This window comes from Natronococcus jeotgali DSM 18795 (assembly GCF_000337695.1).
Taxonomy (GTDB): Archaea; Halobacteriota; Halobacteria; order Halobacteriales; family Natrialbaceae; genus Natronococcus; species Natronococcus jeotgali.
Genome location: NZ_AOIA01000020.1, coordinates 17,783 through 41,544 on the forward strand (window position 1 = coordinate 17,783; position 23,762 = coordinate 41,544).

A 23,762-nucleotide genomic window follows, 5' to 3' on the forward strand; every position below is an offset into this window, starting at 1 on the left:
CGTGGGTTCGAACGCGGGGACGAAAAACCCCGCGGTAGCGGTGGGTTCCGGGTCGGTGACGGGGCCGCGGCGACGTCCCGTACCCTTTTGGGTCCCGCCGACCGGAGTCAGCGTATGGACGGAGCCGACAGCGAGCGCAAGGAGGCGGGGTTCAAGGAGCGAACGCCCGTCGACGAGGCGCGCCGGATTCTCAGCGACGCGGCCGTCGGGGACGGGGACCACCCGACGACGGGCACCGAGACGGTCCCGCTCGAGCGGGCCGACGGACGGGTGCTGGCGGCGCCGATCACGGCCGCCCGAGACGTGCCACACTACCGTCGGGCGGCGATGGACGGCTACGCCGTCCGCGCCGCGGACACCTTCGGGGCCAGCGAGCGCTCACCCGAGGTCCTGCGGATCGGCGACCGAAACGGCGACGTCGGTCCCGACAGGGCGGTCCGGGTTCACACGGGCAGCGCCCTGCCCGACGGGGCCGACGCCGTCGTGATGATCGAGCACGTCGAGGAGCTCGCGGACGTCGGCGAACTCGAGGTCGGCGACGCCGTCGCGGAGGGGGAAAACGTCGCCCCGATCGGCGAGGACGTCGCGGAGGGCGCACGGCTCTACGAGGCGGGCCACCGCCTGCGCCCCTCCGATCTCGGGTTGCTGCGGTCGGTCGGCTACGACCGTCTCGAGGTCGCACAGCGCCCGACCGTCGGCGTGATCCCGACCGGCGAGGAGCTGGTCGAGGGCGATCCCGGCCCCGGCGAGGTGATCGAGACCAACGGGCTCACCGTCTCGCGGCTGGTCGAGCGCTGGGGGGCCGACGCCACCTACCGCGACGTCGTCACCGACGACGCCGAGGCGCTACGGGTCGCGATCCAGCGCGACCTGACGAGAGACGTCGTCGTCACCACCGGGGGCTCGAGCGTCGGCGAGCGGGACCTGCTGCCGGAGGTTATCGACGACCTCGGCGAGGTGCTCGTCCACGGCGTCGGGCTCAAACCCGGCCACCCCGTCTGTCTGGGAATCGTCGAGGAGACGCCTGTCCTCGCGCTGCCGGGCTATCCCGTCGCCTGCATCGTCAACGCCGTCCAGTTCCTCCGGCCGACGCTGCGCCGGCTCGAGGGGACGACCCCCGATCCCCACCCGACCACGCCGGCGGTCCTCGAGCGCAAGATACCCAGCGAGCCCGGCACCCGAACGTTCGCCCGGGTTCGCCTCGAGGAACGCGAGGATCCCCCCGCGGACGAGCCCGCGTTCGCGGCGACTCCGACCCGCGCCAGCGGCTCGGGCGTGCTCTCGAGCGTCGCGCTCGCCGACGGCTGGGTCGTCGTCGACGACGGCCGCGAGGGGATCGCCGAGGGCGAGACGGTCGCGGTGCAGGACTGGGAGTCCCACCCCTGACGGTCGCCCCCGGCGCTCACCGATCAGCGCGGACGACCGTCACGCCCGGTCCGACAAAGGACTATTTCGGTGGTGCTGGTACGACGACTGCCATGACGGCAGTCAAAGTTATCCGCGTGATGGGAACGTCCGACGAATCCTGGGAGGACGCCGCCCACGAGGCGTTCCGCGAGGCCAGCCAGTCGGTCGACGACATCTCCGGGGTCAACGTCGAGAAGTGGACGGCCGACGTCGAGGACGGAGAGATTATCGAGTACAAGGTCACGACCGAGATCGCGTTCCCGGTGCAACACTGACCGACCGGGAGCGATTCCGAGCGTCGTCCCGGGACTCGAGCGGTCGCCGTCGATCCGAAATGGGGGACTATCGCTCCCGCTCGAACTCCTCCTCGTCGATCGCCATACGTCGGGTTTCGACGGCGAGCCACAAGTAGCTCCGAAGTCGGTCCGCGTCGTCCGCGATCACTCGCGGCGAGCGCGTCGGAACCGCCTCGCGTACCGGGAGGCGGTCGCCAGCGCGAGCGCGTTCGTCGAGAGGCTCGAGCACAGCAGGAACAGGTTCCGTCGTTCGGTCCACTCGATGCGTTCGCGCTCCGCGGTCGTCGTCCGGACGACGAGCTGGGCCAGCGCCGTCGCGGTCCAGGAAAGCGCCACGAGGAGGGGCAGGACGCGTCTCGATCGTACCATACCGATCCGTTCGTCCTCGAGGACCAAGTCACGTTCTACGCGCCGTCTGAGAGCGCGAGTCGTACCGCATCCGCGAGGGCGTTCACCCGGGCCACGTGCTCGTAGGAGCCGTCCCGGACGCCGTTTGTCACGTACGAGAGGGCGACCCCCGTCTCGGGGTCGGCCCAGCCGACGCTGCTGCCCAGCCCCGCGTGACCGAACACGCGATCGGGCGCGAGCGAGCCGAACGGGGTCGCGGCGGTGCCGCCCTTGTAGACCCCCAGCCCGTACCGACGGGGCCGAGAGAGCGTCCCGTCGTCGTCGGTCTCGGCCTCGAGGGCGGTCATCGCGTCGACGGTCGACGCCGAGAGGATCCGGGTCCCGCCGAGTTCGCCGCCGTTGGCCAGGCAGGCGTAGAAACGGGCCATATCCCGGGCGGTGCCGATCCCGTTCGCCGCGGGGACGACCGCCCGGTGGATCGCCTCGGTGTTGAACGGCGCGGCGACCGCGGCGTTGTCGCCCAGCCCCTCGTCGGGGTCCCGACAGCGGTCGAACGCGTCGAACCCGACGAGGGTGGCGACGTCGTCGGGCTCGTGCTCGCGCAGGCCGATCCCGGTGTCGGCCATCCCGAGCGGGTCGAACACGCGCTCGGCCGCGACCGTCTCGACGCGCCGTCCCGCGACGCGGCGGACGAGCTCGCCGACCAGCCAGCCGAACGTCAGCGCGTGGTAGGCCACCTGCTCGCCCGGCGTCGAGACGAGGTCGGCGTCCTCGAGGCCCTCGATAACGCGCTCCCAGTCGGGCCACAGGTCGGGGCGATCGTCGAGGTCGCTTCGCTGGAGTCCCGCGGTGTGGCTGAGCACCTGCCGAACGGTCACCGCGGCCTTCTCGGATCCCTCGTCGGCGAACTCGGGCCAGTGGTCGACGACACGGTCGTCGTAGGCGAGCGCGCCGTCGTCGACGAGCGCGTGGAGCGCGGCCGCCGCGTACGGTTTCGTCGAGGAGAAGAGTACGTGGCGCGTCTCCGGGGTCGTCTCCCCGCCGTCGGGACCGGTCGTCCCGCCCGCGAGGTCGAGGACCTGCTCCCCGTCGACGAAGGCGGCGAGCTGGGCGCCGTGGTGGAGGCCGACCTCGAGGTGGCGGTCGAACAGCGCGGCGATGCGTTCCCGGGCGGCGGGCTCGAGTCGCGACATACCCGTGCCAACCGGGGGCGGGCTTGTAACCGTTCCGCCGTCCGCGATCGACCGACGTTTTTAGCCCCGGCCCGCCAACTGCGGGTATGGAACGCAAGGAGTTTCGCGACCTCGCCTCCCCCGCGGAGGCCCGCGACGCGATCCGCTCGCTCTCGCTCGAGGGCGGTATCGACCGCGTCCCGCTCGCCGAGGCGCGGGGCCGCGTCCTCGTCGCGCGACTGGACGCCGAGCTCGACGTCCCCGGATTCGACCGGGCGAGCCTCGACGGCTACGCGCTTCGCGCGCGGGACACGTTCGGCGCCGACGAGGCCGACCCCGCCGACCTCGAGCTGGTCGGCGAGGTCCACGCCGGCGAGGAGCCCGACGTCGCCGTCGGCGAGGGCGAGGCCGTCGAGATCTCGACCGGGGCGGTGATGCCCGCGGGCGCGGACGCGATGGTTCCCGTGGAACGAACCACCCGCGTCGAGCAACGCTCGACGGAACAGGCGAGCGGTGAAACCGCGAGCACTGCGGGTGACACGGTACAGATCCGCACCTCGGTCGCCCCCGGGGACAACGTCATGTTCGCGGGCGCCGACGTCGCCGCGGGCGAGCGGGCGCTGGGCCCGGGAACGCGGATCACGCCCCGTGATATCGGCCTGCTCTCGGCGCTGGGGATCGACGAGGTTCCGGTCAGGTCGAAGCCGACGGTCGGCATCGTCTCGACGGGCGACGAGCTCGTCCGCCCGGGCGAGGACGTCGCGAGCGAACGGGGCGAGATCTACGACGTCAACAGCTACACGATCGCCGCGGGCGTCGAGGATGCAGGCGGCGAGGACGTGCTCTACCCCCACGCGGGCGACGAGCAAGACGAGATGGAGCGGGTGCTCCGGGAGGCCGCCGCGGACTGTGACCTCGTGCTCTCCTCGGGGTCGACCAGCGCGAGCGCGGTCGACGTCATCTACCGGGTGATCGAGGAGCAGGGCGAGCTGTTGCTCCACGGCGTCGGCGTCAAGCCCGGGAAGCCGATGCTCGTCGGTCGACTCGAAGACTCGGCGTACGTCGGGCTGCCGGGGTATCCCGTCTCGGCGATGATGGTGTTCAGAACGTTCGTCGCGCCCGCGATCCGCGAGGCCGCGGGCCTCCCCGAGCCCGAGACCGCGACGGTCGAGGGCAGGATGGCCGGACAGGAGCGCTACGGCGAGGGACGGCTGCGGCTCATGCCCGTCGGGCTGGTCGCCGACGGGGACGGCGAGACGCTGGTCTACCCCGTCGACAAGGGCAGCGGCGCGACGACCAGCCTCGCGGAGGCTGACGGGGTCGTCGAGGTCGCCCCCGGCACCGACTACCTCGAGGCGGGCGAGTCGGTGACCGTCTCGCTGTTCTCGCCGGACGTACGGCCCCCGACGCTGCTGGGCGTCGGCGAGGACGATCCGACCCTCTCGCGGCTGCTCGACGGCCTCGACAACCCCCGGTACCTCTCGGCGGGCTCCCGCCCCGGTCTGCGGCGGCTCCGGGAGGGACTGCCGGACGTCGCCGTCGTCGCCGGCCCGACCGACCGCGACGTCGACGCCGAGGAGCTCGGCGGCTGGGAGCGCGAGTGGGGGCTGCTCGTCAAGCCCGGCAACCCCGATCGGATCGAGGGCCTGGGCGACCTGGTCGACGGGGACCACCGTTTCGTCAACCGGACGACCGACTCCGGGCTGCGCTCGAGCCTGGGCGCCGCCGTCGCCGACCTCGCCGCGGACCGGGGCGTCGAACGCCGCGAGATCGTCGACTCGATATCGGGGTTCGACCTCGGACTGCGCGCCCACGAGAGCCCCGCCAGGAAGGTCCTCGCCGACGAGGCCGACGCCGGGCTCGGGCTCGGCGAGACCGCCGACCGGCTCGAGCTGGGATTCGTCTCGCTTGGCACCCAGCGGGTCCGGGTCCTCGCGAACCCCGATCGCCGCTCGAAACCCGGCGTCGCGCAACTCGAGGACGCCCTCGAGTCGATCGAACCCGACAGGTAGCCGACCGCGACGGTCAGTCGGCGCTGAACAGCGATTTTTACGCCGGGCGGTGTACGGAGCGTGATGTCGACCATCGCCGAGTTTCGGATTCCGGCTTCGGATACGGTCTTGGCCGACGTGTTCGATCGACTCCCGACGCTGCGCGTCGAACTCGAGGCGGCCGTCTCGCGGTCCGAGCCCTGCCTCTGGATCACCGACGCCGAACGGGCGACCGTCGACGACGCCCTCGAGGCGGATCCGACCGTCGAGACCGCCGCTCTCCTCGTCGAGGCGGACGACCGACTGCTGTACGACGTGGCGTTCGTCGAGGGGCGAACGGTGTGCGATCGCCTGCTCATCGACGGGGGCTCGCTGCTGGAAGCCTGGGCGGTCGAGGGCTGGTGGCAGGCCCGCGTCCGGTACCGGGACCGCGAGGCGCTTTGCCTGGCTCACGACCGACTCGTCGACCGCGGGGTCGGGGTCGACCTCCGGCGGGTGACCGACGTCACGCCGGGCTCGCCCACGAGGACGAACCTGACGGACGAACAGCGGGAGGCGCTCGAGGCCGCCCTCGAGCGCGGTTACTTCGAGATCCCTCGGGAGATCTCGATGGCGGAGCTGGCCGCCGATCTCGGGATCTCTCACCAGGCGCTGTCCGAGCGGCTGCGCCGGGCCTACGGGACCCTCGTCGACGAGGAGATCCAGCCGGCCCGCGAGCGGATCTGAGCCTCAGGGGCAGCCGGGAAGCTCGTCGAACGACGCGACACGGTAGTCGCCCAGGACGCACTGGCCGCGGCGCTCGTGGCCGACCCGTTCGACGTGGATCGCGTCGAGGCCGGCGTTCCAGGCCGCGCCGACGTCGTTCGCGCCGTCGCCGGCGAGGACGCCCTCGTGGCCGTTGTGCGCGACGCCGAGCTCTCGCAGAACGGACTCGACGGGTTCGGGGTCGGGCTTCCAGCCGGTTTCTTCGGTACAGCAGAGGCGGGCGTCGAACCAGTCGCGGATCCCGACGTTGTCGAGCACGGGCTCACAGAGGAACTCCTGGCAGTGAGTCACGAGTCCGACGGGCACGTCGAGGTCGGCGACGAACGCGGCGTCGTCGTGCAGGTAGGTCTGTTCGGCCCGCACCATCGGGTCCTCCTCGGCGTGGAACGCCTCCCAGAACGCGTGGGGGTCGATCCCCCACGCCTCGAGCTGGCGGTCGCGGGAGCCGGTGAGGCCGCTCCAGATGATGTCGGCCTCCTGGTCGGTGAACTCGCGGCCGAGGCGGTCGCCGACCCGGTCGAACACCTCCCGGGTGTAGGACCACTCGACGTCGATGAGCGTGCCGTCGAGGTCGAGCAGCCAGTAGTCGTATTCGGAGACCATTCGGACGGTTATCTACGAGATCGGCGAGTAAATGCGTGTCGCCCGCGCGCGCCGCCTACGTTCGGTCGACGACGTGGATGCTCGAGCCCAGGTACTTCGAGAGCACCTCGGAGACGTCGTCGGCGTTGAACGCCTCGAGGTCGGTCGCGATCTCGGCTTTCAGCGCCTCGAGGTAGGCCCCGTCGGTCCGCAGCTCCCGGAAGGAGACGTCCTCGATCGCGCCCAGGGGCTCGCCGAGCCAGTCGGCGGCGAGCCGTCTGGCGTGTTCCGCGTCGCCGACCTCGCCCCGCCAGAGCGCGTTCCGGAAGAACAGCCACCCCTCGGTGCCCGGATCCGGGGCGTCCCGCGAGACCGTCACCGTCGTCTCGCCGGAGTCGCCGTCGACCCGAACGCCCCCGGTCGCGGGCTCGAGTCGGAGCCGAACCCGAAAGACGTACGCGGCCTCCATCAGCCCTCGTACTCGTCGTCGCACAGCTCGGCCATCTCGAGGTCGGCGTCGGTTATCCCGCCTTCCTCGTGGGAGGTCAGTCGCACCTCGACTTCCTCGTAGCGGATGCGGATCTCGGGGTGGTGGAACTGCTCCTCGGCGACCTCGCCGACGTCCCCGGCGAAGCTCACGCCCCGCAGGTAGTCGTCGAACTCGTAGGTGCGGACGATCTCGTCGCCCTCGCGCTCCCAGCCGTCGGGCAGCTGTGCGTCTACCTCGTCGTCCGAAAGCAGGTCTGCCATAGCGGACGGACGGAAGCGACGAAAATAACGGTTGTGCCGTCTTGCTCGTGCCGGGCTCAGTCGTCGTCGGTGGCGCTTGCCTGCATCTCGGATCGGTCGCGGTCGTCGGCCGGGGCGAACGCCGACGGCCGCGCGTCGCCGAAGTCGGGATCGAACAGCTGGAGGGCGGTGTTGATCGTGCTCCAGTCGTCCTCCGCGGCGGCCTCCCGCAGGCTCTTGGTCGGCGGCGCCAGCAGCTGGCTGACCATCGAGTCGGCCATCGCCTCGAGCACCTCCCGCCGGGAGGTGCCCTCCTTCTCGAGCTCCGCCAGCGCCCGCTCGAGCTCGCGTTCCTTGATCTGCTCGGCGGAGCCGTACATCGCGGCGATGACCTCGTCGGCGCGGGCCCGCTTGTACTGGTCACAGAGCAGCTCGAACTCCCGGTCGATCATCGCCTCGACCTCGTTCGCGGCGTCGGCGCGTTGCTCGCGGGTCTCGGCGGTGATCGACTCGAGGTCGTCGAGATCGTACACCGTCGCCGATTCGAGCCCGCCGACCGCGGGCGCGATGTCCCGGGGCTGGCCGAGATCGACGAGTACCCGCTCGGCGCCCCCGTCGGTCAGGTGGTGCGGTTCGACCACCGGTTCGTCGCTGCCGGTCGCCGCGACCACGACGTCGGCGTCGTCGGCGACGGTTCCGAGCGCCTCGAGCGGAACGCCGCGGGCGTCGACCTCGAGTTCGCTCGCGAGGTGGTCGGCCCGATCGACGGTCCGGTTCGCGACGAGCAGCTCCGAGACGCCGGCGTCCGCGAGGCTCCGGGCCGCCAGCCGCCCCATCTCGCCGGCACCGACGACCAGGCCCGTCGCCCCCTCGAGGGCGACGTCGTCGGCGACGAGTCGGGTCGCGGCCGACCCCAGCGAGACGACGCCCTCGTTGATCGCGGTCTCGGTTCGGGCGCGTTCGCCGACGTGGATCGCCTTCGTGACGGCCGCGTCGAGCATCGGTCCGATGCCGCCGGCGTCGCGTGCGTCCTCGTAGGCGGTCCGGATCTGACCCATGATCTGGTCCTCGCCGAGGACGACCGACTCGAGTCCTGCGGCGACCCGCAGCAGGTGGCGCAGGCTCTCGTCGTGGCCCGTCACGACCAGCGCCTCGTCGTCGGCGGTCGCGAAGAACTCCTCGAGCGTCGCTCGACCGAGCGTGGCGTCGGTCGAGACGACGTAGGCCTCGACCCGGTTACACGTCGAGAGAACGTACGCTTCCTCGATCTCCGGAAGCCCGCGGAGCGCAGCGACGGCGGCTCGCTGGCTGTCGGGACTCGCGGCCGCGAGATCGTCGACGCTCCCGCTGTCGTGCGTGACGCGTGCGGCCGTGATAACCCCGTTCACTGCCGATCACCCGCCGTCGACGGCACTTCACCCAGCACGTCCTCGATCACTTGGAATGGATTAGATGTTCCCGTACGTAAATCTGTCCAAACGCCGGGTGATTTGACGACGTCTCCGACGAGCTCGCGGCGTCGGGCGGGCGCGACGTCCCTCGATTTAAGTTCCGTCCGCAGTGCCGCACAGACCCGCGCCATCTCCCCGGCGCCGGCCAGTTGGTCCTCGAGCTCTCGGCGGAGGTGCTTGCTCACGGCGGGGGCGGTCCCTCCGGTCGAGATCGAGACGACGACGGGGTCCTCGCGGACGGTGGCGGGGACGACGACGCTGCTAGGCTCGCGCTCGCCGGCCCGGTCGGCGCGGTTGACGAGCGCTCCCCGCTCGCGGGCCGCCCGCTCGATCGCCCCGTTGAGCGCCTCGTCGTCGGTCGCGGCGACGACCAGCGCGGGCTCGGCCCGGGCGAGCCACCCCGAAACGTCCTCGGGATCCGGCGCGGCCCGGACCCGCTCGGCGCCGCCGAACCGTTCGTCGGCGAAGTCGGGACTGACGACGATCACCGTCGCCTCGCGGGCGAACCGGCGGGCCTTCCGGGCGCCGACCGGACCGCCGCCGAAGACGAGCACCGTCGCGCCGGTAAAGTCGTGGAGTAGCGGAATCATGGTAGACTCGAGTTCGAACTGCCGCGTCGAGGCCCGTCGACGGACGTCTCGGCGGTCGGGCCGTCGACGCGGTGCGTACACCCGATCGTCGGGTCGCGTCCGTGAAAAGCGAACCGGGTGCGGCCCGGGCGCCGTCGGACCGCGCCCGAACCGGGCCGTTACTCCTCGCCCTCGACCCCGGTCACGTCGAAGCCCAGCTCCTCGATCTCCTCGAGGATCGCCTCGTGGTCGGCGCCCGCCTCGTAGTAGACGACGACGTCGAAGCTTCCCTCCCGGAGCAGCTGCTGGCACTCCCAGACGAACTCCTCGTCCTCGAGGGTCAGCCCCTGGTGCTGGTTCGAGGAGAAGTCGGGGTCGTCGTTGCCCGAGTGGACGTAGCAGTCTTTCGGGTCGTACCCCGAGTGCTCGGCGACGATATCGCCGACGTCGATCGTCGCCTGCATCATCCGCACGTCCTCGCTGCCGTCGTAGTCGGTGTGGACGATCGCGCCGTTGAGTTCGACCTCGCCGGGCTCGAGCAGCGCCTTCGTCCGCCGGTAGAGATCCTCGTCGAGTGTCTCGGTCATCGGCCGACACGAGAACCTCCGGCCTGATAGCCGTCACGATCGGCTCTCGCGTGCCAGGTCCCGCCGTGCCAGGACGTATCGATACCGACGAGTAACACACAAGACACATACTTCTCCCCGCCCTCACGTCGAACGATGAATCGGTGGCTCCGTGAGCGCGTGGACGCGGCCTACGAGCGACTCCTCTCGAGGGAGATCGCCGGCGTGCCGACCCACGTCGCCGTGATTCAGGATGGAAACCGTCGGTACGCGCGCCGACGTGGGTCGGACGCGACCGACGGCCACCGCGCGGGCGCCGAGACGACCGAGCGCGTCCTCGAGTGGTGCCAGGAGGTCGGCGTCGAGGAGCTGACCCTCTACGCGTTCTCGACTGAGAACTTCGAGCGCCCGCCCGAGGAGCGCGAGGCGCTGTACGACCTGCTCTGCGAGAAGCTCCGGGAGTTCGCCGACGCCGAGCGCGTCCACGACAACGGCGTCAAGATCCGCGCGCTCGGCGCGGTCGAACGGCTGCCCGAGCGGGTTCGGGACGCCGTCGACTACGCCGAGGACCGAACCCGCGAGTACGACCGCTTCGTGCTCAACATCGCGCTCGCCTACGGCGGGCGCTCGGAGCTGCTCGAGGCCGCCCGCGGCGTCGCCGCGGACGTCGAGTCCGGCGAGGTCGCCCCCGAGGAGATCGACGTCGGAGCGATCGAGCGCCGGCTGTACGACGACCCCGTCCGGGACGTCGACCTGATCATCCGGACCGGCGGCGACGAGCGCACCTCGAACTTCCTGCCCTGGCACGCCAACGGCAACGAGGCCGCGGTCTTTTTCTGTACGCCCTACTGGCCCGAGTTCTCGAAGGCCGACTTCCTGCGAGGGATCCGCACCTACGAGCACCGCCAGGAGTCCTGGCGGCGAACCCGCGCCCGCCGGGCGCTGGCCCTGCTGGGGGCGATGAGCGACCGCGACCTCGCCGAGGCCCGCTCGATCGTCGACCGGTTCCGGGACTCGCTACCCACCGCCGAACAGCCCGACGACGAGGAGCTCGAGGCCGTCGACTCGAGCGGTCCCGCCGCCGATTGAGCCCGGAACGTCCCGAAACCGACAACCGGGTAGACGCTCGAGTCGGCGTATGAACCGCCAGCTCGCAGCCGGCCTCGCCGCGACGGCGGCCGGGCTCGCGTCGTTTGTGGCGCTCGGGGCCGCCGGCGCGCTCCGTCACCCGCAGGCCGCCGTCGCCCACACCCGACCCGCGGAGTTTCTCGCGATCGGCGGAAGCCTGGGGCTGGTGACCGTCGGCGTCCTCGTGGCGCTGTTCGCCTACGTCGAGCCCCGGACGTAGCTGTCGTCGAAAGCACGGTTCGATCGCCTCGACCGGAGTCCCGATCCGAGCGACGTTCGTCTCCGCGCTCGTCCCGACGTCGGATACGCGGCGCGAGCGGAGCGGGCTTTCGATGCCGAGTTATTCCACCGATCAACGCGTACGGAACGATAGGGGTTGATAGGATTATTGACAATAACGTGGTACGAGCTAACATGAGTCACGATTTCGATCGACGAACGCTGATCGGGACCATCGGGACGGTCGGTGCCACGAGCGTGGTCGCCGGATGTACGTTTGGCGGTCAGAGCGACGGAAACGACGCCGAAAACAACTCTCAAGAGATCGGCGACGACGACGACGAGCGCTCAGCGGCGGCCGTCGACGTGGACGACATCGCCGCCGATCCGCTGGACGTCCCCGACCCGGTCGATTGGGACGACCCTCGGCGCCACGAACTCGAAATTCAGTCCGAAGAGCTCGTCGCGGAGATCGAGGACGGGACGACCTACGACTTCATGACGTTCGGCGGGCGGATTCCCGGACCGTTCATCCGCGCTCGCCGCGGCGACACCATCCACCTCACGTTCCGCAATCCCGAGGACCGCAACAGTATGGTTCACAATCTCGACTTTCACGCGGTCTACGGACCCGGCGGTTCGGCGGCGGATACGACGATTCAGCCCGGCGAAGGCCCCGTCGAGGTCGAGTTCACGCTCGAGTATCCCGGCGCGTTCTACTACCACTGCGCGCCCGGCGACCACGACATCCACATCAGCAGCGGAATGTTCGGCACCATTCTCGTCGAGCCGGAGGACGGACTGCCGGAGGTGGACCGCGAGATCTACCTCGGGCAGCACGAGCTCNATGTGTATAAGAGACAGGCTCTACACCGACCGCCCGAAGGGCGAGGACGGCCACCACCGGTTCGATACCGACGCGATGCAGTCGGAGGATCCGACGTACGTCCTCTTCAACGGTGAAGTCGGCGCGTTCACCGAAGACGGCGACTACGGACGGCTTCCCGCCGAGACCGGCGAAACCCTGCGCGTATACTGGTGCAACGCCGGACCCAACCTCATGAGCGGCCCGCACCCGATCGGAAACGTCTGGTCGCGCTGGTACGACTACGGAGATCTCGACTCCGAGCCTGCCAGCCACGTCGAGGGCGCTGCGCTCCCCGCCGGCACGACGGGCGTCGGCGAGATGGAAACCCCCGTGCCCCAACCGATTCACCTCGTCGACCACGCCCTCTCCCGCGTCGTCCGCAAGGGGCTGATGGCAGAGATCGAGGTCGAGGGAACGGAAGATCCCGACGTCTACGATCCCGACCCGTAAGCCCGGTCCTACCGACCGAACCGCCTCGAGCGGTTGCAGTACTCTCGGACCGCCCGCAGGAAGTCCCGCTTGCGAAAGTCCCGCCAGTTGACGTCGGTGAAGTACAGCTCCGAGTAGACCGACTGCCAGATCATGAAATCCGAGAGCCGCTCGGCGCCCGTCTTGATCACCAGGTCGGGCTCGGAGGGGAAGACGAGGTGGTTCTCGACGCGCTCGTCGTCGATCTCGCCGGGCTCGAGTTCGCCCGCATCGACGCTCTCGGCCAGGGTGCGGACCGCGGCCGTGAACTCGTGTTTCCCGCCCAGCCCGATCCCGATCTGGATCGGGGCGTCGGCCCGGCTCGGATCGTCGGGCGTGCGGACGGCGACCTCCCGGGGAGCGTCGACGGTCTCGAGCTCGCGGCGCAGGGCCGGGATCGCGTCGGCGTCGAGGACGCTGACGTAGACGGTCACGCGCTCGGCGTACTCGAAGGCCCACTCGAAGAAGTCCGCCAGCGTCTCGTAGGCGCCGCGCTCGAGCAGGTCTCGCTCGGTGATCACGAGCGCGACGTGGTCGGGGCTGTCGGCGTCGTGACGGCCGATGCGAACGGAGAGGTAGCGCTCGTACAGACCCACGCCCTCCCGTTTTCGGGCCGGTGGCATACCGGTTACGGGTTCGTTCGAGACCGCGCGGACGCTCGAGTCAGCCCCGCTACGGGCGGGAAATCGGCGCCGGAGCGGTTCACGAAGGTTGAAGTGATCCCCACAGAAAGGACCGATTACCGTGTCTGAACCCGTTCGGCGAGCCGGCGTCTTCGCGTTGCTGTGTACGCTCTCGCTTGCCGTCCCGCTTTTCGGCCCGGAGGTCGCGGCGGCGCTCGGCGCGGTCGTTCTGCTCGGCGCGGTCGTCGTCAGGGACGGGCCGATCTTCGACCTGTTCGCCTACCCCGACGACTACGAGGACGGGCGCCTCTACGGGCTGATCGCGTTCGTGCTCGCGGGGGTCGCACTCGGGCTGCTCGCCACGCAGTCCTCGATGACCAGCGCCGTGTTCGTCGGGACCGTCCTCCTCGTCGGCTACGGGAACTTCGGCGAGCAGCTCGTCCGGACCCGAACGGCCGACGACGTCGCCCGCGCTGCGGGATTCTGTCTCGCCGCGACCGTCGCGGCCGCGGTCGGACAGGCCGCGACCGTCGGACTCGCCGGCGGCTCGGTCCCAGCCGCGCTCCCGACGATCCTGTTTCTCGCCGCCAGCGGCGCCCTGCTGGCCGCCCTGCTGCGGGATATCCTGCTGCTCTACGACGATCCGGTGGTCATGTTGTCGGTCGGCCTGTTGCTCTGGCTGCTCGCCGAACTCGACCCCGCGCTGGGCGCGGTCGACATCGTGATCGCGCTGGCGATCACCGCTGCCCTGGGGTACGCCTCCTACGCGCTCGAGACGGCCTCGATCGCCGGGATGCTCACGGGCGTCTTGCTCGGCCTGTTGACGGTCGTGCTCGGCGGGTACGGCTGGTTCGTCGTCCTCATCTCGTTTTTCGCCATCGGCGGGCTCTCGACGAAGTTCCGCTACGGCCGCAAGGAGGACCTCGGCGTCGCCGAGGAGAACAACGGCGCCCGCGGCACCGGCAACGTCCTCGGCAACGCGGCCGTCGGGCTCGTCGCCGTGCTCGGCTACGCCGCCAGCGAGGCCGGGTTCCTGCCCGCCGCCTCGGAGCTGTTCCTGTTCGCGTTCGCCGGCTCGGTCGCGACCGCCATGAGCGATACGCTCTCGAGCGAGATCGGGAGCATCTTCGAGACCCCGCGGCTGATCACCACGCTCGAGCCGGTCGAACCGGGGACCGACGGCGGCGTCACCTGGCAGGGGGAGATCGCCGGCGTCGTCGGCGCGGCGATCGTCGCGGCGATCGCCTACGCACTGTTTCCCGAGATCGGTGCCGTCGGCGCGGCGATCGTCGTCGCCGCCGGCGTCGTCGGCATGACCGTCGACAGCCTCCTGGGGGCGACCCTCGAGGGGACGCTGCTCGGCAACCAGGGAGTCAACTTCCTGGCGACGCTGTCGGGGGCGCTGGTGTCGGCGCTGCTCGTCCTCTCGCTCGCGGCGCTCGGGTAGTCCGTCGCTCGAGAGCGGTCGGCGGTGAAGAAGCTGTCGCCGTTCGAGAGCGGTCGTCACCCCCTCGAGCGGCGACGCCGCGGTGAACCGCACGCGGCGTCGAGGGCGACTCACTCCGAGGGCGGTTCGTCGGCGATCTCGTCGACCGCGTGGACCCGAACGCCCGTCGGACGCTTCGTGAACTGGCCGAGCGAGCGAGCGACGATCCGCTCGACGCCCCGATCGGCCGCGAGATCGAGCAGCCGCTGGTCGAGGATCCCGTCGAGTACGATCGTCGTCGGCGCCGCCTCGGCGTCCTCGAGCGCGTCGTAGACGTCCGCGGCCGGCGCCTCCTCGAGGATCTCCCCGTCGGCGTCGAGAAAGCGGGCGCGGTCCGTGTCGCCGGCGACGACGAGCGTCGCGTGGCCGTAGACGGTCTCGGGCTCGGATTCGTCCTCGCTCGCGGACTCGCCGGCCGACGACGCCGGGCGGGACGGTCCCGCCTCCGCGTCGGGGCTCGAGTCCGCGTCGTCCGGGCCCGGCTCGTGACGTCGGTTCGAACCGGTCGGCGGCGCCTCGGGCGATCCCTCGTCGATCGTCGTCGGGGACGACGCCGGGGGCGCCGGCGTCGCGCTCCCGTCGGTCGCGGCGACCGCCTCGCGGGGTTCGTTGAGCCCCGAGACGCTGTCGTAGGGGACCTTGTTCCGCAGCGCGGCGAACAGCTGGTGGTGGTCGAGCTCCTCGACGGACTCGCCCGACGGGGCGAAAGCCACGTAGTCGATGTCGCCGACCTGGGAGAGCTCCTCGAAGATCAGGTCGCCGCCCCGGTCGCCGTCGAGGAAGACGGTGACCGTGCGGTGGCGAGTCAGCTCGGCGACCGCGTCGGGGACGTTGGTCCCCTCGACGGCGATGGCGTTTTTGACGCCGTACTTCAGCAGCGTCAGCACGTCCGAGCGGCCCTCGACGACGATGATCGCGTCGCTGTCGGTGACCCGCGGCCCCGCTGGCAGGCCCTCGTACTCGGTGATGTCCTCGACGCGGACGTGCTGGCGAACCTCCGCCAGGATCTCCTCGGAGGTCATCACCGAGTCGTCGAACCCCGTCCGGAGCAGCTCCTTCGCCCGGTTGACGACCTCCTTGCGCTTGGCCGCGCGGACGTCCTCGATCTCGGCGACCTCGAGAGTTGCCCGGCAGGGACCGATCCGGGTGATCGTCTCCAGCGAGGCCGCGAGCGTCGCCGTCTCGACCTTGTCGAGGCTGGTCGCGATGGTGAGCCGACCGTGGGACTGACCGTTCGTGCTGGTGATTTCGACGTCGATACGCCCGACCTTCTGGGACTGACGGAGATCGCGGAGGTCGAGCTCGTCGCCCAACAGCCCCTCCGTCTGGCCGAAGATCGCACCGACGACGTCGCTTCGCTCGACCACCCCGTCGGCCGTCACGTTCGCGTGGATGTGGTATTTCGAGGTGTCTTCCATACGGATCTGCCCCCGCGAGGCGGGGACTGATAAGACCGCGCGTCCGGGTGTTGCCTAGAGCGAGGGCGGTGAGACGCAAATAGCTGTTGACCTGTCGGCACTCGACCGGGAGGAGGGGGCCCTCACGCCCGGCGAGCCCGGGGTCAGTACGCCGGCCGCGCCCAGTACCAGTACCCCGCCACCGCGAGCAGGACCGCCAGTCCGCCGAAAAAGAACAGCGAGCCGGGCGACACGCCCGAGAACACGGCCTCGGCCGTTCCGGCGCCCCCCTCGAGGAGCCAGTCGATTCCGTCATCCGCCGGTTCGCCCGATCCCTCCGTTCGGTCGGCACCCTCGCTCGCGTCCGTCCCGTCGCGTCCAACCCCGCGAAACCAGCGGGTGACGCCGTACTGGACGAGCAGGCTCCCGCCCGCGAGGGCGGCGATCCCGCCGAGGAGCCGCGAGAGGACCGTCCGCAGTCGGACGGCCGCGGTCTCGTCGCTGGTGACGACCAGCGGCCCGTCGGTCGTCGCGTAGACGCTCATCTCGTTGCCCCGCGAGGAGTACCAGGTGTCGACGATCTCGATCAGCCCCGCCTCCTCGAGGTTCTCGAGGTGGTAGCGGACGTTCTGGATCGAGGAGTCGATCGCCTCCGCGACGTCGCTCGGCGTTCCGGGCTCGTCGTCGAGGCGCGCGTAGATCCGGCGGGCCGTCGTCGAGGAGAGGGCGCCGAACACCGCGTCGGCGTCCTCGCCCTCGAGGTCGACGACGCGCGGTCGCCCCTCCCCGGCCCCCGGTTCCGAGCGGAAGGGGAACAGACGAGCCATGATCACTACCCATTCGATTCCCGATACACATACCCTTTTCCTCCCCGAGAGAACGGTTTCAGCGAACGAGAGTCGCGCGGTCGAACGGGAGCCGGCAAACCGATGGAAAAATCTATTCAATACGCGTGATCGAACAGTAATAGTTATCCACGTGGGACCGAACGACGTGGTATGGCACGGCTAGTGCTTTGGGGGTGGATCGTCGTCGCGATCGGGCTGTGCGCGCTCACGGTCCCGTGGTTCCTCTGGGGCGACGCGACGGTCGTCGCAGGGATCCCGCTGTGGCTCTGGTGGCACGTCGGCTGGATGGGACTCGCCGCGCTCGTCTTCCGGCTGTTCGCCCGGCGGGCCTGGGGACTCGGCATCGAATCGGGCGAGGGCTCGAGCGACGGCTCGACGCCCCCGAACGCGGGCGTCGACCCCGGAGGTGAGCGGCGGTGAGCGTTGCGCTCCAGCTCGGGATCATCGTCGGCTACCTCCTGCTGGCGCTCGCCGTGGGGCTGGTCGCCTACCGAACGACCGACCGCACCGCCGAGGACTTCTACCTCGCGAGTCGTTCGGTCGGGACCGTCGTGTTGCTGTTTACGACGTTCGCGACGCTGCTGTCGGCGTTTACGTTCTTCGCGGGGCCGAACATCGCCTACCGGGAGGGCCCGGAGTGGGTGCTCGTGATGGGGCTGATGGACGGAATCGTCTTCGCGATCCTCTGGTACGTCGTGGGGTACAAGCAGTGGCTGCTGGGTCGGCGCTACGAGTACGTCACTCTCGGCGAGATGCTCGGCGATCGGTTCGGTTCGCGACGGCTGCGGGGTCTCGTCGCGGGGATCAGCCTGCTCTGGCTCTTCCCGTACGTGATGCTCCAGCAGGTCGGCGCCGGCACGGCGCTACAGGCCCTGACCGACGGGGCCGTCCCCTACGCCGTCGGAGCGGGGCTGATCACCGCGTTCATGATCCTCTACGTCGTCGTCGCCGGCTTCCGCGGGATCGCCTGGACCGACACCCTCCAGGGGGCGTTCATGCTCGTCACCACCTGGATCGCGCTGGCGTGGGTGTTGGCCGCGGTCGGCGGTCCGGGCGCGGCGACCGCCGCGCTCGAGGCCGAGGCGGCCGACCACCTCGCGCTGGGCGGCGACTTCTACACCGTCCAGTGGATGCTCTCGACGGCGATCACGATCGGGTTCGGCGTCGCAATGTTCCCGCAGGTGAACCAGCGCTTTTTCGCCGCGGGTTCCGAAGCGGTCCTCAAACGGTCGTTCGCGCTCTGGCCGCTGCTTTGCGTGTTGTTGTTCGTTCCCTCGTTCCTGCTCGGCGCCTGGGCCCGCGGGCTCGACGTCGCGATCGCCGAGGGCGAGAACGTCCTGCCGGCGGTCCTGGCGGAGTACACGCCCGTCTGGTTCGCCGCGCTGGTGATCGCCGGCGCGATGGCCGCGATGATGTCCTCGTCGGACTCGATGTTGCTGTCGGGCTCGTCGTACTTCACGCGGGACCTGTACCGACCGTTCGTCGAGGGGAGCGTTTCCGAACGGCGCGAGGACCTGCTCGCTCGCCTCGGCGTGGTCGGCTTCGCGACGGCCGCGTTCGTCGGCAGTCTCGTACAGCCCGCGACGCTGTTCGAGCTGGGCGACGCGGCCTTCAGCGGGTTCGCCCAGCTCGCCCTCCCCGTCTTGGTCGCCCTCTACTGGCGGCGGACGACCCGCGCCGGGATCACGGCCGGGATCCTCGCGAGCCAGGCGTTTTACCTCTCGAGTCTCTTCACCGCCGTCGTCCCGAGCGCGTACGGGGGCTGGACGGCCGGGCTCGTCGGGATGGGGCTGGGTCTCGTCGTCACCGTCGGCGTCTCCGCCGTGACCACGCCCGCGGCGGACGAACGGCGCGCGATCTACTTCGACGGGCTCGGCGCCGACTGACCGGTCGGCTGCAAACAACACACCGAAACGTGATCGTCGCGTACGGTCCGGCGATGACGTCTGCGCTGCCGGAATCAGTCGCCGGAACGTGGCAACGCGCCGGTACCCGCCAGGGAGAGACGAGCGTCCTGATCGCGTCGATCACCGCCGAGACGACGGTGTACGAGCCCGTCGAGTCGGCCGCCGCCCTCGCGGAGCTCGGGCCGGCCGATATTCCCCTTCGATCGCTGTTTACGGTCGAGACGTCGTTCTCCCCGTCGCTGTCGACGGTCGGCGTCTCGCCCGCGTCGGCGCTCTCGAAGGCAGCCCCGAAGGCGAAAGACCAGTTCGTCGAGACCGTCGAGGACGACGGCCTGGTCGTCGAGGACACCCGCGAAGAACACGCCTTCGAGCGACCCGATGGGTCCGAGGGGCGGTGGTTCGTGCTCGACGTCGCCTACCCCCTCTCGTCCGACCTCGAGACCGACCGGGATCGCCTCGCGGCCGAGACGAACGTCGCCATCTGGCCGACCGACGACGCCTACGGGATGGCCGGCGGCACGCTTCCCCTCGAGGCCCCGCCCGGAGACGCCGACGCGCTCGGGGTCGACCCCGAGCGCGATCGCGAGACGATCGCCGAGCTGATCCGGACGGTCGATCCCGACGGCGCGAGCGAGTAGCGACGGTTCGCTCGAGTCGCTCGGACCGGTACGTATTCTTCCGGATTTACAATGTACCACACTTATGACGCTGAGCGATGCCGTGGTGCTATGGAGGAGGACAGCCGGCTTGACGAGCTCGTCGAAAGCGACGCCCTCGACGGCACGCGGTCGCTTCTGGACCGATTGCCGGACGGCGTGTACGTCCTCGACGACGAGCGCCGGGGCGTCTTCGTCAACGAGCGCACCCTCGAACTCCTCGGTGTCGATCGGGTCGACGGCGAGGTGATCGACCGACTCCGCTCGCTGTTCGGGAGCGCACACGATCGGGCCCTCGAACGTCAGGAGACGGTCGCCGCGGACGTGTACGATCCCGCGACCGACGCCTGGCTCGAGGCGCGCGTCGAGCCCTCCCGGGCCAGCGTCACGGGCTGTCTCAGGGACGTGAGCGAGCTGAAAGAACGCGAGCGGCGGTTCGAGCGCCAGTGCGAACGGATGGCTGCGCTGAACGGCGTCTACAGCGTCATGCGGGCGATCAACGACGTGATCGTTACCGACGCCACCCGGGACGAGCTCGAGCGCGTCACCTGCGAAACCCTCGCCGACGAACCGGGCTACGAGTTCGCGTTCGTGGCCGCGGTCGACTCCGGAACCGGGGACGTGTTCCACCGAACCGAGGCCGGCGTCGAGGGGTACGTCGAGCGCATCCCGCTCTCGACCGACCCGGACGACCCCGCAGGGCGGGGGCCGGCCGGGCGGGCGATCCGAACCCAGCGGTTGCAGGTGTCCAACGACGTCCTCGCCGATCCCGACTTCGAGCCCTGGCGCGAGGACGCCCGCGAGCTCGGCTACCGGTCGGCCGCCGCGATCCCGATCGTCCACGGCGGCGGACTGTACGGCGTACTCGGCGTGACCGGCGCCGATCGGAACGCGTTCTCCGACGAGGTGGCCGAGGGGCTCGGCCAGCTCGGCGAGGTGCTCGGTCACGCGATCGCCGCCATCGAGCGCAAGCGCGCCCTGATGGGCGACCGCCTGACCGAACTCGAGTACGAGATCGCGGACGGGGTGGGGCTGTTCGACGGGCCGTCGATGGACGGCCACCGGATCGACTTCGAGCGCGTCGTCCGGGTCGACGACGAGCGGTTCCTCGAGTACGGCGTGACGGCGGCCGAGACGTTCCCGAAGCTCGAGGCGCTGACCGACTGCGTACCCCACTGGGACAGCGTCGAACCGATCGACGAGTCGGCCGGCGAGGTCGCCTTCGAGCTCGAGATCGCGTCGCCGCCGCTGTTCTCGGTCGTCGCCTCCCACGGCGGCTACGTCGAGTCGGCCGCTATCGACGACGGCGACTACCGCATGACCGTCCACCTGCCCGAGAGCGCCGACGTGCGGGCGGTCACCGAGGCGATCCGGGAGGTCTACCCCGAGACGGCCAACGTCGCTCGGCGGCAGGTGACCCCCTCCGACAGTTCGATCGCCCAGCTTCAGGACCACCTCTACGGCGTGTTGACCGACCGCCAGCGCACCGTCCTCGAGACGGCCTACTACGCGGGCTTTTTCGAGTGGCCCCGACACAGCTCCGGCGAGGAGATCGCCGAGACCCTGGGGATCACCCCCGCGACCTTTCACGAGCACCTCCGGTCGGCCCAGCACAAGATCGTCGCGGCGGTATTCAACGAGCCGAACACGACGCGGGCGGAGGCCAACCGGGAATGAGCGCCCGCGGCGTTCGCACCCGAGACCACAGGGGATTCATTAGGCGACCGACGAACTACCGGGTATGCAGACCCACATCGTCCCGGTCGGGTTCGACTACGACCGGCTGATCGCGCCGCTGGTGCGCGATCAGATCGACGTCGACCGCGTTATCCTGCTCGAGGGCGCCGTCGGCAGCGAGGCCAACGTCGAGTACTCCCGGCGCCTCTCCGAGAAGCTCGAGACCGACTTTCGGAACCTGCTCGGCGCCGGGACCGAGCGGTTCGTCCTCGAGGACGTCTACGACTACGACGAGGCCTTCGAGCAGGCCTACGGGCTCATCACGACCGAACTCGACGACGGACACGAGGTCTGGGTCAACGTCGCCGCGATGCCCCGCACCGTCAGCTTCGCGTTCGCGACCGCGGCGAACTCGCTGATGGTCGAACGCCAGGACGACCGCGAGGCGATCCACACCTACTACACCGCCCCGGAGAAGTATCTGGAGACCGAACTCGCCGAGGAGCTGCGCGCGGGGATCGACCTGCTCGAGGACCTCGAGAGCGAGGGCGAGCTGGAGGACGACCGCGTCGCCGAACGCCTCGAGAGCGCCCGCGGGCTGCTGGCGGAGTTCGACGAGCGCGGGACGACCATCGGCGCCAAGGAGATCGACGGACAACACGTCGTCGAACTGCCCGTCGCCTCCTTCTCGAACGTCAAGCCCTTCGAGGAGCTCATCCTGTACAAGCTCGGCGAGGACGGCGAGTTCGACTCGGTCTCCGAACTCGCCGAGGCGCTGGCCCGGGAGTTGAACGAGGAGTACACCGACAGCTTTCGCTCGAAGGTGATCTACAACGTCGATCGGCTCGGCCCCGGCGGAAAGGGGTACATCGAGCGCGAGGAACACGGGAAGTCCTACCGGACGCGGCTCTCGCGGATCGGCGAGCTGTGGGTGCGGGCCCACTCCAACGGCGAAGCGACGAGCTGACGGCGTCCCGCGGCGCCGCCCCGCCCGAAGCGGTCGCGGTCCACGAGAGTCCCAGTAGTTATACGGTCAGCTCTATCGATAGTACCACATGGAGCGTACCGACCTCGCCGTCGCTCGTCCGTCTGGCTTCCGGATATCTCCGCTCCGGTCCCGACAGGTCGTCGGGACGGGACTGGTGGCCGTTCTCCTCGCCGCCGTCCTCAGCCGCGCCGCCGGCGCCCCCGAGTGGCTGAACTCGTGGCTGGTCGCGAGCGCCGCGCTGGCGTTCGCCGGCCTGCTGATGGTCGCGCGGCGCTTGACGGTCGCGACGACCGACGACGCCGAGCGGTACGTCTTCGCCGCCCGACTCGCGCTCGTCGTCGGACTGCTGGGGGTCCTCTACCAGAGCCGGAACCCGGGGTTCGGCCTCGGGGTGGACCGCGGACTCGACGCGGCGCTGGTCTTCCTCGCGCTGACCGCGCTTTGCGTGCTCGCCGGCGACTCCCGGCGGTACGACCCCTTCCAGTGGGTCGCGCTGGGGTGTTTCGCGGTCGTCGCCGGGATCTTCTTCTACCACGGCGTTCCGGTCGCCGAGGGGAGCGTGCGATCCCGACACCCCGTCTGGTGGGGCGTCCTCGCAGGAACCTGCCTGGCGGTGCTTCCGGCGTACGTCTCCCGGGACGCGTACCTGTGGGCGCTGAGCCGGCTCTCGGCGATTCTCATCGCGCTTGCGGTTCCCGTCTACGCCGTCGGCGAGTTCTCCCTGTACGGGCTGCAAATCGGGTTTCACGGGGCGTACACGATCCCGATCGCGGAGTACGAAGTCCGGGCGACGCGGTCGCTGTTCGTCAACCGGAACGGGTTCGCGCTGGTGGTCTTCGCCGGCTTCGTCGCGTCGATCGCGGAGCTGTACCGCTCGTTCGACGCGAAGCGACGGCTACCGGGGCTCGCGATCGCGGTTTCGGCCGTCCTGGTGGCCGTCAACGCGCTGGGCATGGCGATCGCCTACGGACGAGCGCTGTGGGTCATCACGCCGATGGCCCTCGGGGTGTACGCCGCGTACCTGGCGTTCGGTCGCCGGGCGCTTCCGATCGCGGTGGCGGCCGGGATCGCGTACCTGGCGACCGGCATCGCAGCCGTCCACTCCGGCGTGCTCGAGCTGCCCGACGGGACGCCGACGCGGATGAACCGGTGGTACCCCGCCATCGAGGCCGTCGCGGACCAGCCGTCCCTGCTGGGCGAGGGACTGATCGCGCCCGGCGAGTTCATCGCCGACTACCACCCGACCGGCTCGAGCGGCAGCCCCCACAACTCCTATCTCTCGATCTGGATCCGAACGGGAATCGTCGGCGGAGTCGCGTACCTCGGGCTCGTCGGCGCGAGCCTGCTGCGGGGAGCGGTGCGGTACCGCGAGGTCGACGTCGGCGTGCTCGCGCTGGCGGTCGGGTTCGCCGCCCACCAGTTGTTCGACGTCTACACGGTGTTCCAGACGGGCGCGAGCAGCGTCGTCGCCGCGCTCGCGATCGGCATGGTGCTCTTCGGCGATCGACCGCTCGAGCGAGCGAGAAGCGCCGGGCCGTCGACGGTTCCGGACCGCTGACGAACGCCGTCGCTTTCGATCGCGCTCAGTGTTAGAGAAGGCTTCTCGTACTCGTCAACGTGA

At 70.1% G+C, this 23,762-nt stretch carries 24 protein-coding genes and 1 pseudogene; 14 read left to right on the forward strand and 11 right to left on the reverse strand.

The features are described from left to right. The first annotated feature begins 114 nt into the window (after window positions 1–114). Entirely contained in the window at window positions 115–1,386 is a 1,272-nt protein-coding gene (locus C492_RS02010; protein ID WP_008420034.1) for a molybdopterin molybdotransferase MoeA, read from the forward strand. Between the two features lie 92 nt (window positions 1,387–1,478). Continuing rightward, window positions 1,479–1,682: a dodecin family protein gene (locus C492_RS02015; RefSeq protein ID WP_008420036.1), complete on the forward strand. Its 204-nt coding sequence runs from the start codon at window positions 1,479–1,481 to the stop codon at window positions 1,680–1,682. 165 nt (window positions 1,683–1,847) lie between these two features. Here C492_RS02015 and C492_RS02020 read toward each other — a convergent pair whose 3' ends face one another. After that, window positions 1,848–2,072, reverse strand: a complete 225-nt coding sequence (locus tag C492_RS02020; protein WP_049892631.1) for a hypothetical protein — start codon at window positions 2,070–2,072, stop codon at window positions 1,848–1,850. Window positions 2,073–2,107: 35 nt separating this feature from the next. After that, a complete protein-coding gene (locus tag C492_RS02025; protein WP_008420040.1) occupies window positions 2,108–3,244 on the reverse strand; it encodes an EstA family serine hydrolase in 1,137 nt (378 codons plus the stop codon). An 86-nt stretch (window positions 3,245–3,330) separates the two neighbouring features. Between C492_RS02025 and C492_RS02030 the strand changes: the two genes are divergently transcribed. Both C492_RS02030 and C492_RS02035 read left to right on the forward strand, forming a co-directional pair. Further along, on the forward strand, window positions 3,331–5,235 hold the full coding sequence (locus C492_RS02030) for a molybdopterin biosynthesis protein (RefSeq protein WP_008420042.1): 1,905 nt from the start codon (window positions 3,331–3,333) through the stop codon (window positions 5,233–5,235). Between the two features lie 63 nt (window positions 5,236–5,298). Further along, complete coding sequence (locus tag C492_RS02035) at window positions 5,299–5,940, forward strand: helix-turn-helix domain-containing protein (protein WP_008420044.1); 642 nt, start codon at window positions 5,299–5,301, stop codon at window positions 5,938–5,940. 3 nt (window positions 5,941–5,943) lie between these two features. Here the strand turns inward: C492_RS02035 and C492_RS02040 are convergent, their stop codons facing one another. The 6 genes from C492_RS02040 to C492_RS02065 all read right to left on the reverse strand — a co-directional run bounded on the left by C492_RS02040 (window position 5,944) and on the right by C492_RS02065 (window position 9,897). Then, on the reverse strand, window positions 5,944–6,582 hold the full coding sequence (locus tag C492_RS02040; RefSeq protein ID WP_008420046.1) for an HAD family hydrolase: 639 nt from the start codon (window positions 6,580–6,582) through the stop codon (window positions 5,944–5,946). 55 nt (window positions 6,583–6,637) lie between these two features. Continuing rightward, window positions 6,638–7,030 (reverse strand): LWR-salt protein, encoded by a 393-nt coding sequence (gene lwrS / locus C492_RS02045; protein ID WP_008420048.1) that lies wholly within the window; start codon window positions 7,028–7,030, stop codon window positions 6,638–6,640. Further along, window positions 7,030–7,311, reverse strand: a complete 282-nt coding sequence (locus C492_RS02050) for a 4a-hydroxytetrahydrobiopterin dehydratase (protein WP_008420051.1) — start codon at window positions 7,309–7,311, stop codon at window positions 7,030–7,032. Before C492_RS02050 ends, lwrS begins: the two co-directional genes overlap by 1 nt. A 56-nt stretch (window positions 7,312–7,367) precedes the next feature. After that, the gene (hemA, locus tag C492_RS02055; protein ID WP_008420052.1) at window positions 7,368–8,678 is read right to left on the reverse strand and encodes a glutamyl-tRNA reductase; all 1,311 of its coding nucleotides are present in this window, start codon (window positions 8,676–8,678) and stop codon (window positions 7,368–7,370) included. Beyond that, entirely contained in the window at window positions 8,675–9,331 is a 657-nt protein-coding gene (locus C492_RS02060; RefSeq protein WP_049892632.1) for a precorrin-2 dehydrogenase/sirohydrochlorin ferrochelatase family protein, read from the reverse strand. The genes hemA and C492_RS02060 overlap by 4 nt, the downstream gene beginning before the upstream one ends. 158 nt (window positions 9,332–9,489) lie before the next feature. Beyond that, window positions 9,490–9,897 (reverse strand): DUF5778 family protein, encoded by a 408-nt coding sequence (locus C492_RS02065; RefSeq protein ID WP_008420056.1) that lies wholly within the window; start codon window positions 9,895–9,897, stop codon window positions 9,490–9,492. Between the two features lie 135 nt (window positions 9,898–10,032). Between C492_RS02065 and uppS the strand changes: the two genes are divergently transcribed. The 3 genes and pseudogenes from uppS (at window position 10,033) to nirK (ending at window position 12,541) form a co-directional block, all read left to right on the forward strand. Next, entirely contained in the window at window positions 10,033–10,965 is a 933-nt protein-coding gene (gene uppS, locus C492_RS02070) for a polyprenyl diphosphate synthase (protein WP_008420057.1), read from the forward strand. 49 nt (window positions 10,966–11,014) lie between these two features. Beyond that, window positions 11,015–11,224: a hypothetical protein gene (locus C492_RS02075; protein WP_008420058.1), complete on the forward strand. Its 210-nt coding sequence runs from the start codon at window positions 11,015–11,017 to the stop codon at window positions 11,222–11,224. Between the two features lie 194 nt (window positions 11,225–11,418). Next, a pseudogene (gene nirK / locus C492_RS02080) lies at window positions 11,419–12,541 on the forward strand (copper-containing nitrite reductase). A gap of 8 nt (window positions 12,542–12,549) precedes the next feature. Here the strand turns inward: nirK and C492_RS02085 are convergent. Then, complete coding sequence (locus C492_RS02085; RefSeq protein WP_008420060.1) at window positions 12,550–13,155, reverse strand: undecaprenyl diphosphate synthase family protein; 606 nt, start codon at window positions 13,153–13,155, stop codon at window positions 12,550–12,552. Window positions 13,156–13,303: 148 nt separating this feature from the next. On the opposite strand from C492_RS02085, the gene C492_RS02090 reads away from it, so the two are divergent. After that, entirely contained in the window at window positions 13,304–14,629 is a 1,326-nt protein-coding gene (locus C492_RS02090; protein ID WP_008420062.1) for a DUF92 domain-containing protein, read from the forward strand. Between the two features lie 110 nt (window positions 14,630–14,739). Here the strand turns inward: C492_RS02090 and dnaG are convergent, their stop codons facing one another. Both dnaG and C492_RS02100 read right to left on the reverse strand, forming a co-directional pair. Next, complete coding sequence (dnaG, locus tag C492_RS02095) at window positions 14,740–16,086, reverse strand: DNA primase DnaG (protein WP_008420064.1); 1,347 nt, start codon at window positions 16,084–16,086, stop codon at window positions 14,740–14,742. Between the two features lie 143 nt (window positions 16,087–16,229). Beyond that, entirely contained in the window at window positions 16,230–16,892 is a 663-nt protein-coding gene (locus C492_RS02100; RefSeq protein WP_008420066.1) for an ArsR/SmtB family transcription factor, read from the reverse strand. 171 nt (window positions 16,893–17,063) lie between these two features. Between C492_RS02100 and C492_RS02105 the strand changes: the two genes are divergently transcribed. The 6 genes from C492_RS02105 to C492_RS02130 all read left to right on the forward strand — a co-directional run bounded on the left by C492_RS02105 (window position 17,064) and on the right by C492_RS02130 (window position 23,699). Then, window positions 17,064–17,333, forward strand: coding sequence for a DUF3311 domain-containing protein (locus tag C492_RS02105; protein WP_049892623.1), 270 nt, complete (start codon window positions 17,064–17,066; stop codon window positions 17,331–17,333). Beyond that, window positions 17,330–18,799 carry a sodium:solute symporter family protein gene (locus tag C492_RS02110; protein WP_008420071.1) on the forward strand — a complete coding sequence of 490 codons (1,470 nt, stop codon included), beginning with the start codon at window positions 17,330–17,332 and terminating at the stop codon, window positions 18,797–18,799. Before C492_RS02105 ends, C492_RS02110 begins: the two co-directional genes overlap by 4 nt. A 53-nt stretch (window positions 18,800–18,852) precedes the next feature. Continuing rightward, entirely contained in the window at window positions 18,853–19,458 is a 606-nt protein-coding gene (locus C492_RS02115; RefSeq protein WP_049892633.1) for a hypothetical protein, read from the forward strand. Between the two features lie 90 nt (window positions 19,459–19,548). Further along, complete coding sequence (locus C492_RS02120; RefSeq protein WP_008420075.1) at window positions 19,549–21,153, forward strand: bacterio-opsin activator domain-containing protein; 1,605 nt, start codon at window positions 19,549–19,551, stop codon at window positions 21,151–21,153. 64 nt (window positions 21,154–21,217) lie between these two features. Beyond that, complete coding sequence (locus C492_RS02125; protein ID WP_008420076.1) at window positions 21,218–22,120, forward strand: HFX_2341 family transcriptional regulator; 903 nt, start codon at window positions 21,218–21,220, stop codon at window positions 22,118–22,120. 88 nt (window positions 22,121–22,208) lie between these two features. Beyond that, window positions 22,209–23,699 carry an O-antigen ligase family protein gene (locus tag C492_RS02130; RefSeq protein WP_008420078.1) on the forward strand — a complete coding sequence of 497 codons (1,491 nt, stop codon included), beginning with the start codon at window positions 22,209–22,211 and terminating at the stop codon, window positions 23,697–23,699. Window positions 23,700–23,762 lie beyond the last annotated feature (63 nt).

Bases quoted from the DNA above. Each gene is read 5' to 3' on its own strand.
- C492_RS02105 (WP_049892623.1), top strand. From the start codon at position 17,064: ATGGCACGGCTAGTGCTTTGGGGGTGGATCGTCGTCGCGATCGGGCTG.
- C492_RS02040 (WP_008420046.1), bottom strand. From the start codon at position 6,582: ATGGTCTCCGAATACGACTACTGGCTGCTCGACCTCGACGGCACGCTC.
- lwrS (WP_008420048.1), bottom strand. From the start codon at position 7,030: ATGGAGGCCGCGTACGTCTTTCGGGTTCGGCTCCGACTCGAGCCCGCG.
- dnaG (WP_008420064.1), bottom strand. From the start codon at position 16,086: ATGGAAGACACCTCGAAATACCACATCCACGCGAACGTGACGGCCGAC.
- C492_RS02010 (WP_008420034.1), top strand. From the start codon at position 115: ATGGACGGAGCCGACAGCGAGCGCAAGGAGGCGGGGTTCAAGGAGCGA.
- uppS (WP_008420057.1), top strand. From the start codon at position 10,033: ATGAATCGGTGGCTCCGTGAGCGCGTGGACGCGGCCTACGAGCGACTC.
- C492_RS02050 (WP_008420051.1), bottom strand. From the start codon at position 7,311: ATGGCAGACCTGCTTTCGGACGACGAGGTAGACGCACAGCTGCCCGAC.
- C492_RS02020 (WP_049892631.1), bottom strand. From the start codon at position 2,072: ATGGTACGATCGAGACGCGTCCTGCCCCTCCTCGTGGCGCTTTCCTGG.
- C492_RS02015 (WP_008420036.1), top strand. From the start codon at position 1,479: ATGACGGCAGTCAAAGTTATCCGCGTGATGGGAACGTCCGACGAATCC.
- C492_RS02075 (WP_008420058.1), top strand. From the start codon at position 11,015: ATGAACCGCCAGCTCGCAGCCGGCCTCGCCGCGACGGCGGCCGGGCTC.
- C492_RS02060 (WP_049892632.1), bottom strand. From the start codon at position 9,331: ATGATTCCGCTACTCCACGACTTTACCGGCGCGACGGTGCTCGTCTTC.
- C492_RS02065 (WP_008420056.1), bottom strand. From the start codon at position 9,897: ATGACCGAGACACTCGACGAGGATCTCTACCGGCGGACGAAGGCGCTG.
- C492_RS02035 (WP_008420044.1), top strand. From the start codon at position 5,299: ATGTCGACCATCGCCGAGTTTCGGATTCCGGCTTCGGATACGGTCTTG.
- C492_RS02115 (WP_049892633.1), top strand. From the start codon at position 18,853: ATGACGTCTGCGCTGCCGGAATCAGTCGCCGGAACGTGGCAACGCGCC.
- C492_RS02120 (WP_008420075.1), top strand. From the start codon at position 19,549: ATGGAGGAGGACAGCCGGCTTGACGAGCTCGTCGAAAGCGACGCCCTC.
- C492_RS02125 (WP_008420076.1), top strand. From the start codon at position 21,218: ATGCAGACCCACATCGTCCCGGTCGGGTTCGACTACGACCGGCTGATC.
- C492_RS02130 (WP_008420078.1), top strand. From the start codon at position 22,209: ATGGAGCGTACCGACCTCGCCGTCGCTCGTCCGTCTGGCTTCCGGATA.
- C492_RS02025 (WP_008420040.1), bottom strand. From the start codon at position 3,244: ATGTCGCGACTCGAGCCCGCCGCCCGGGAACGCATCGCCGCGCTGTTC.
- C492_RS02100 (WP_008420066.1), bottom strand. From the start codon at position 16,892: ATGGCTCGTCTGTTCCCCTTCCGCTCGGAACCGGGGGCCGGGGAGGGG.
- C492_RS02030 (WP_008420042.1), top strand. From the start codon at position 3,331: ATGGAACGCAAGGAGTTTCGCGACCTCGCCTCCCCCGCGGAGGCCCGC.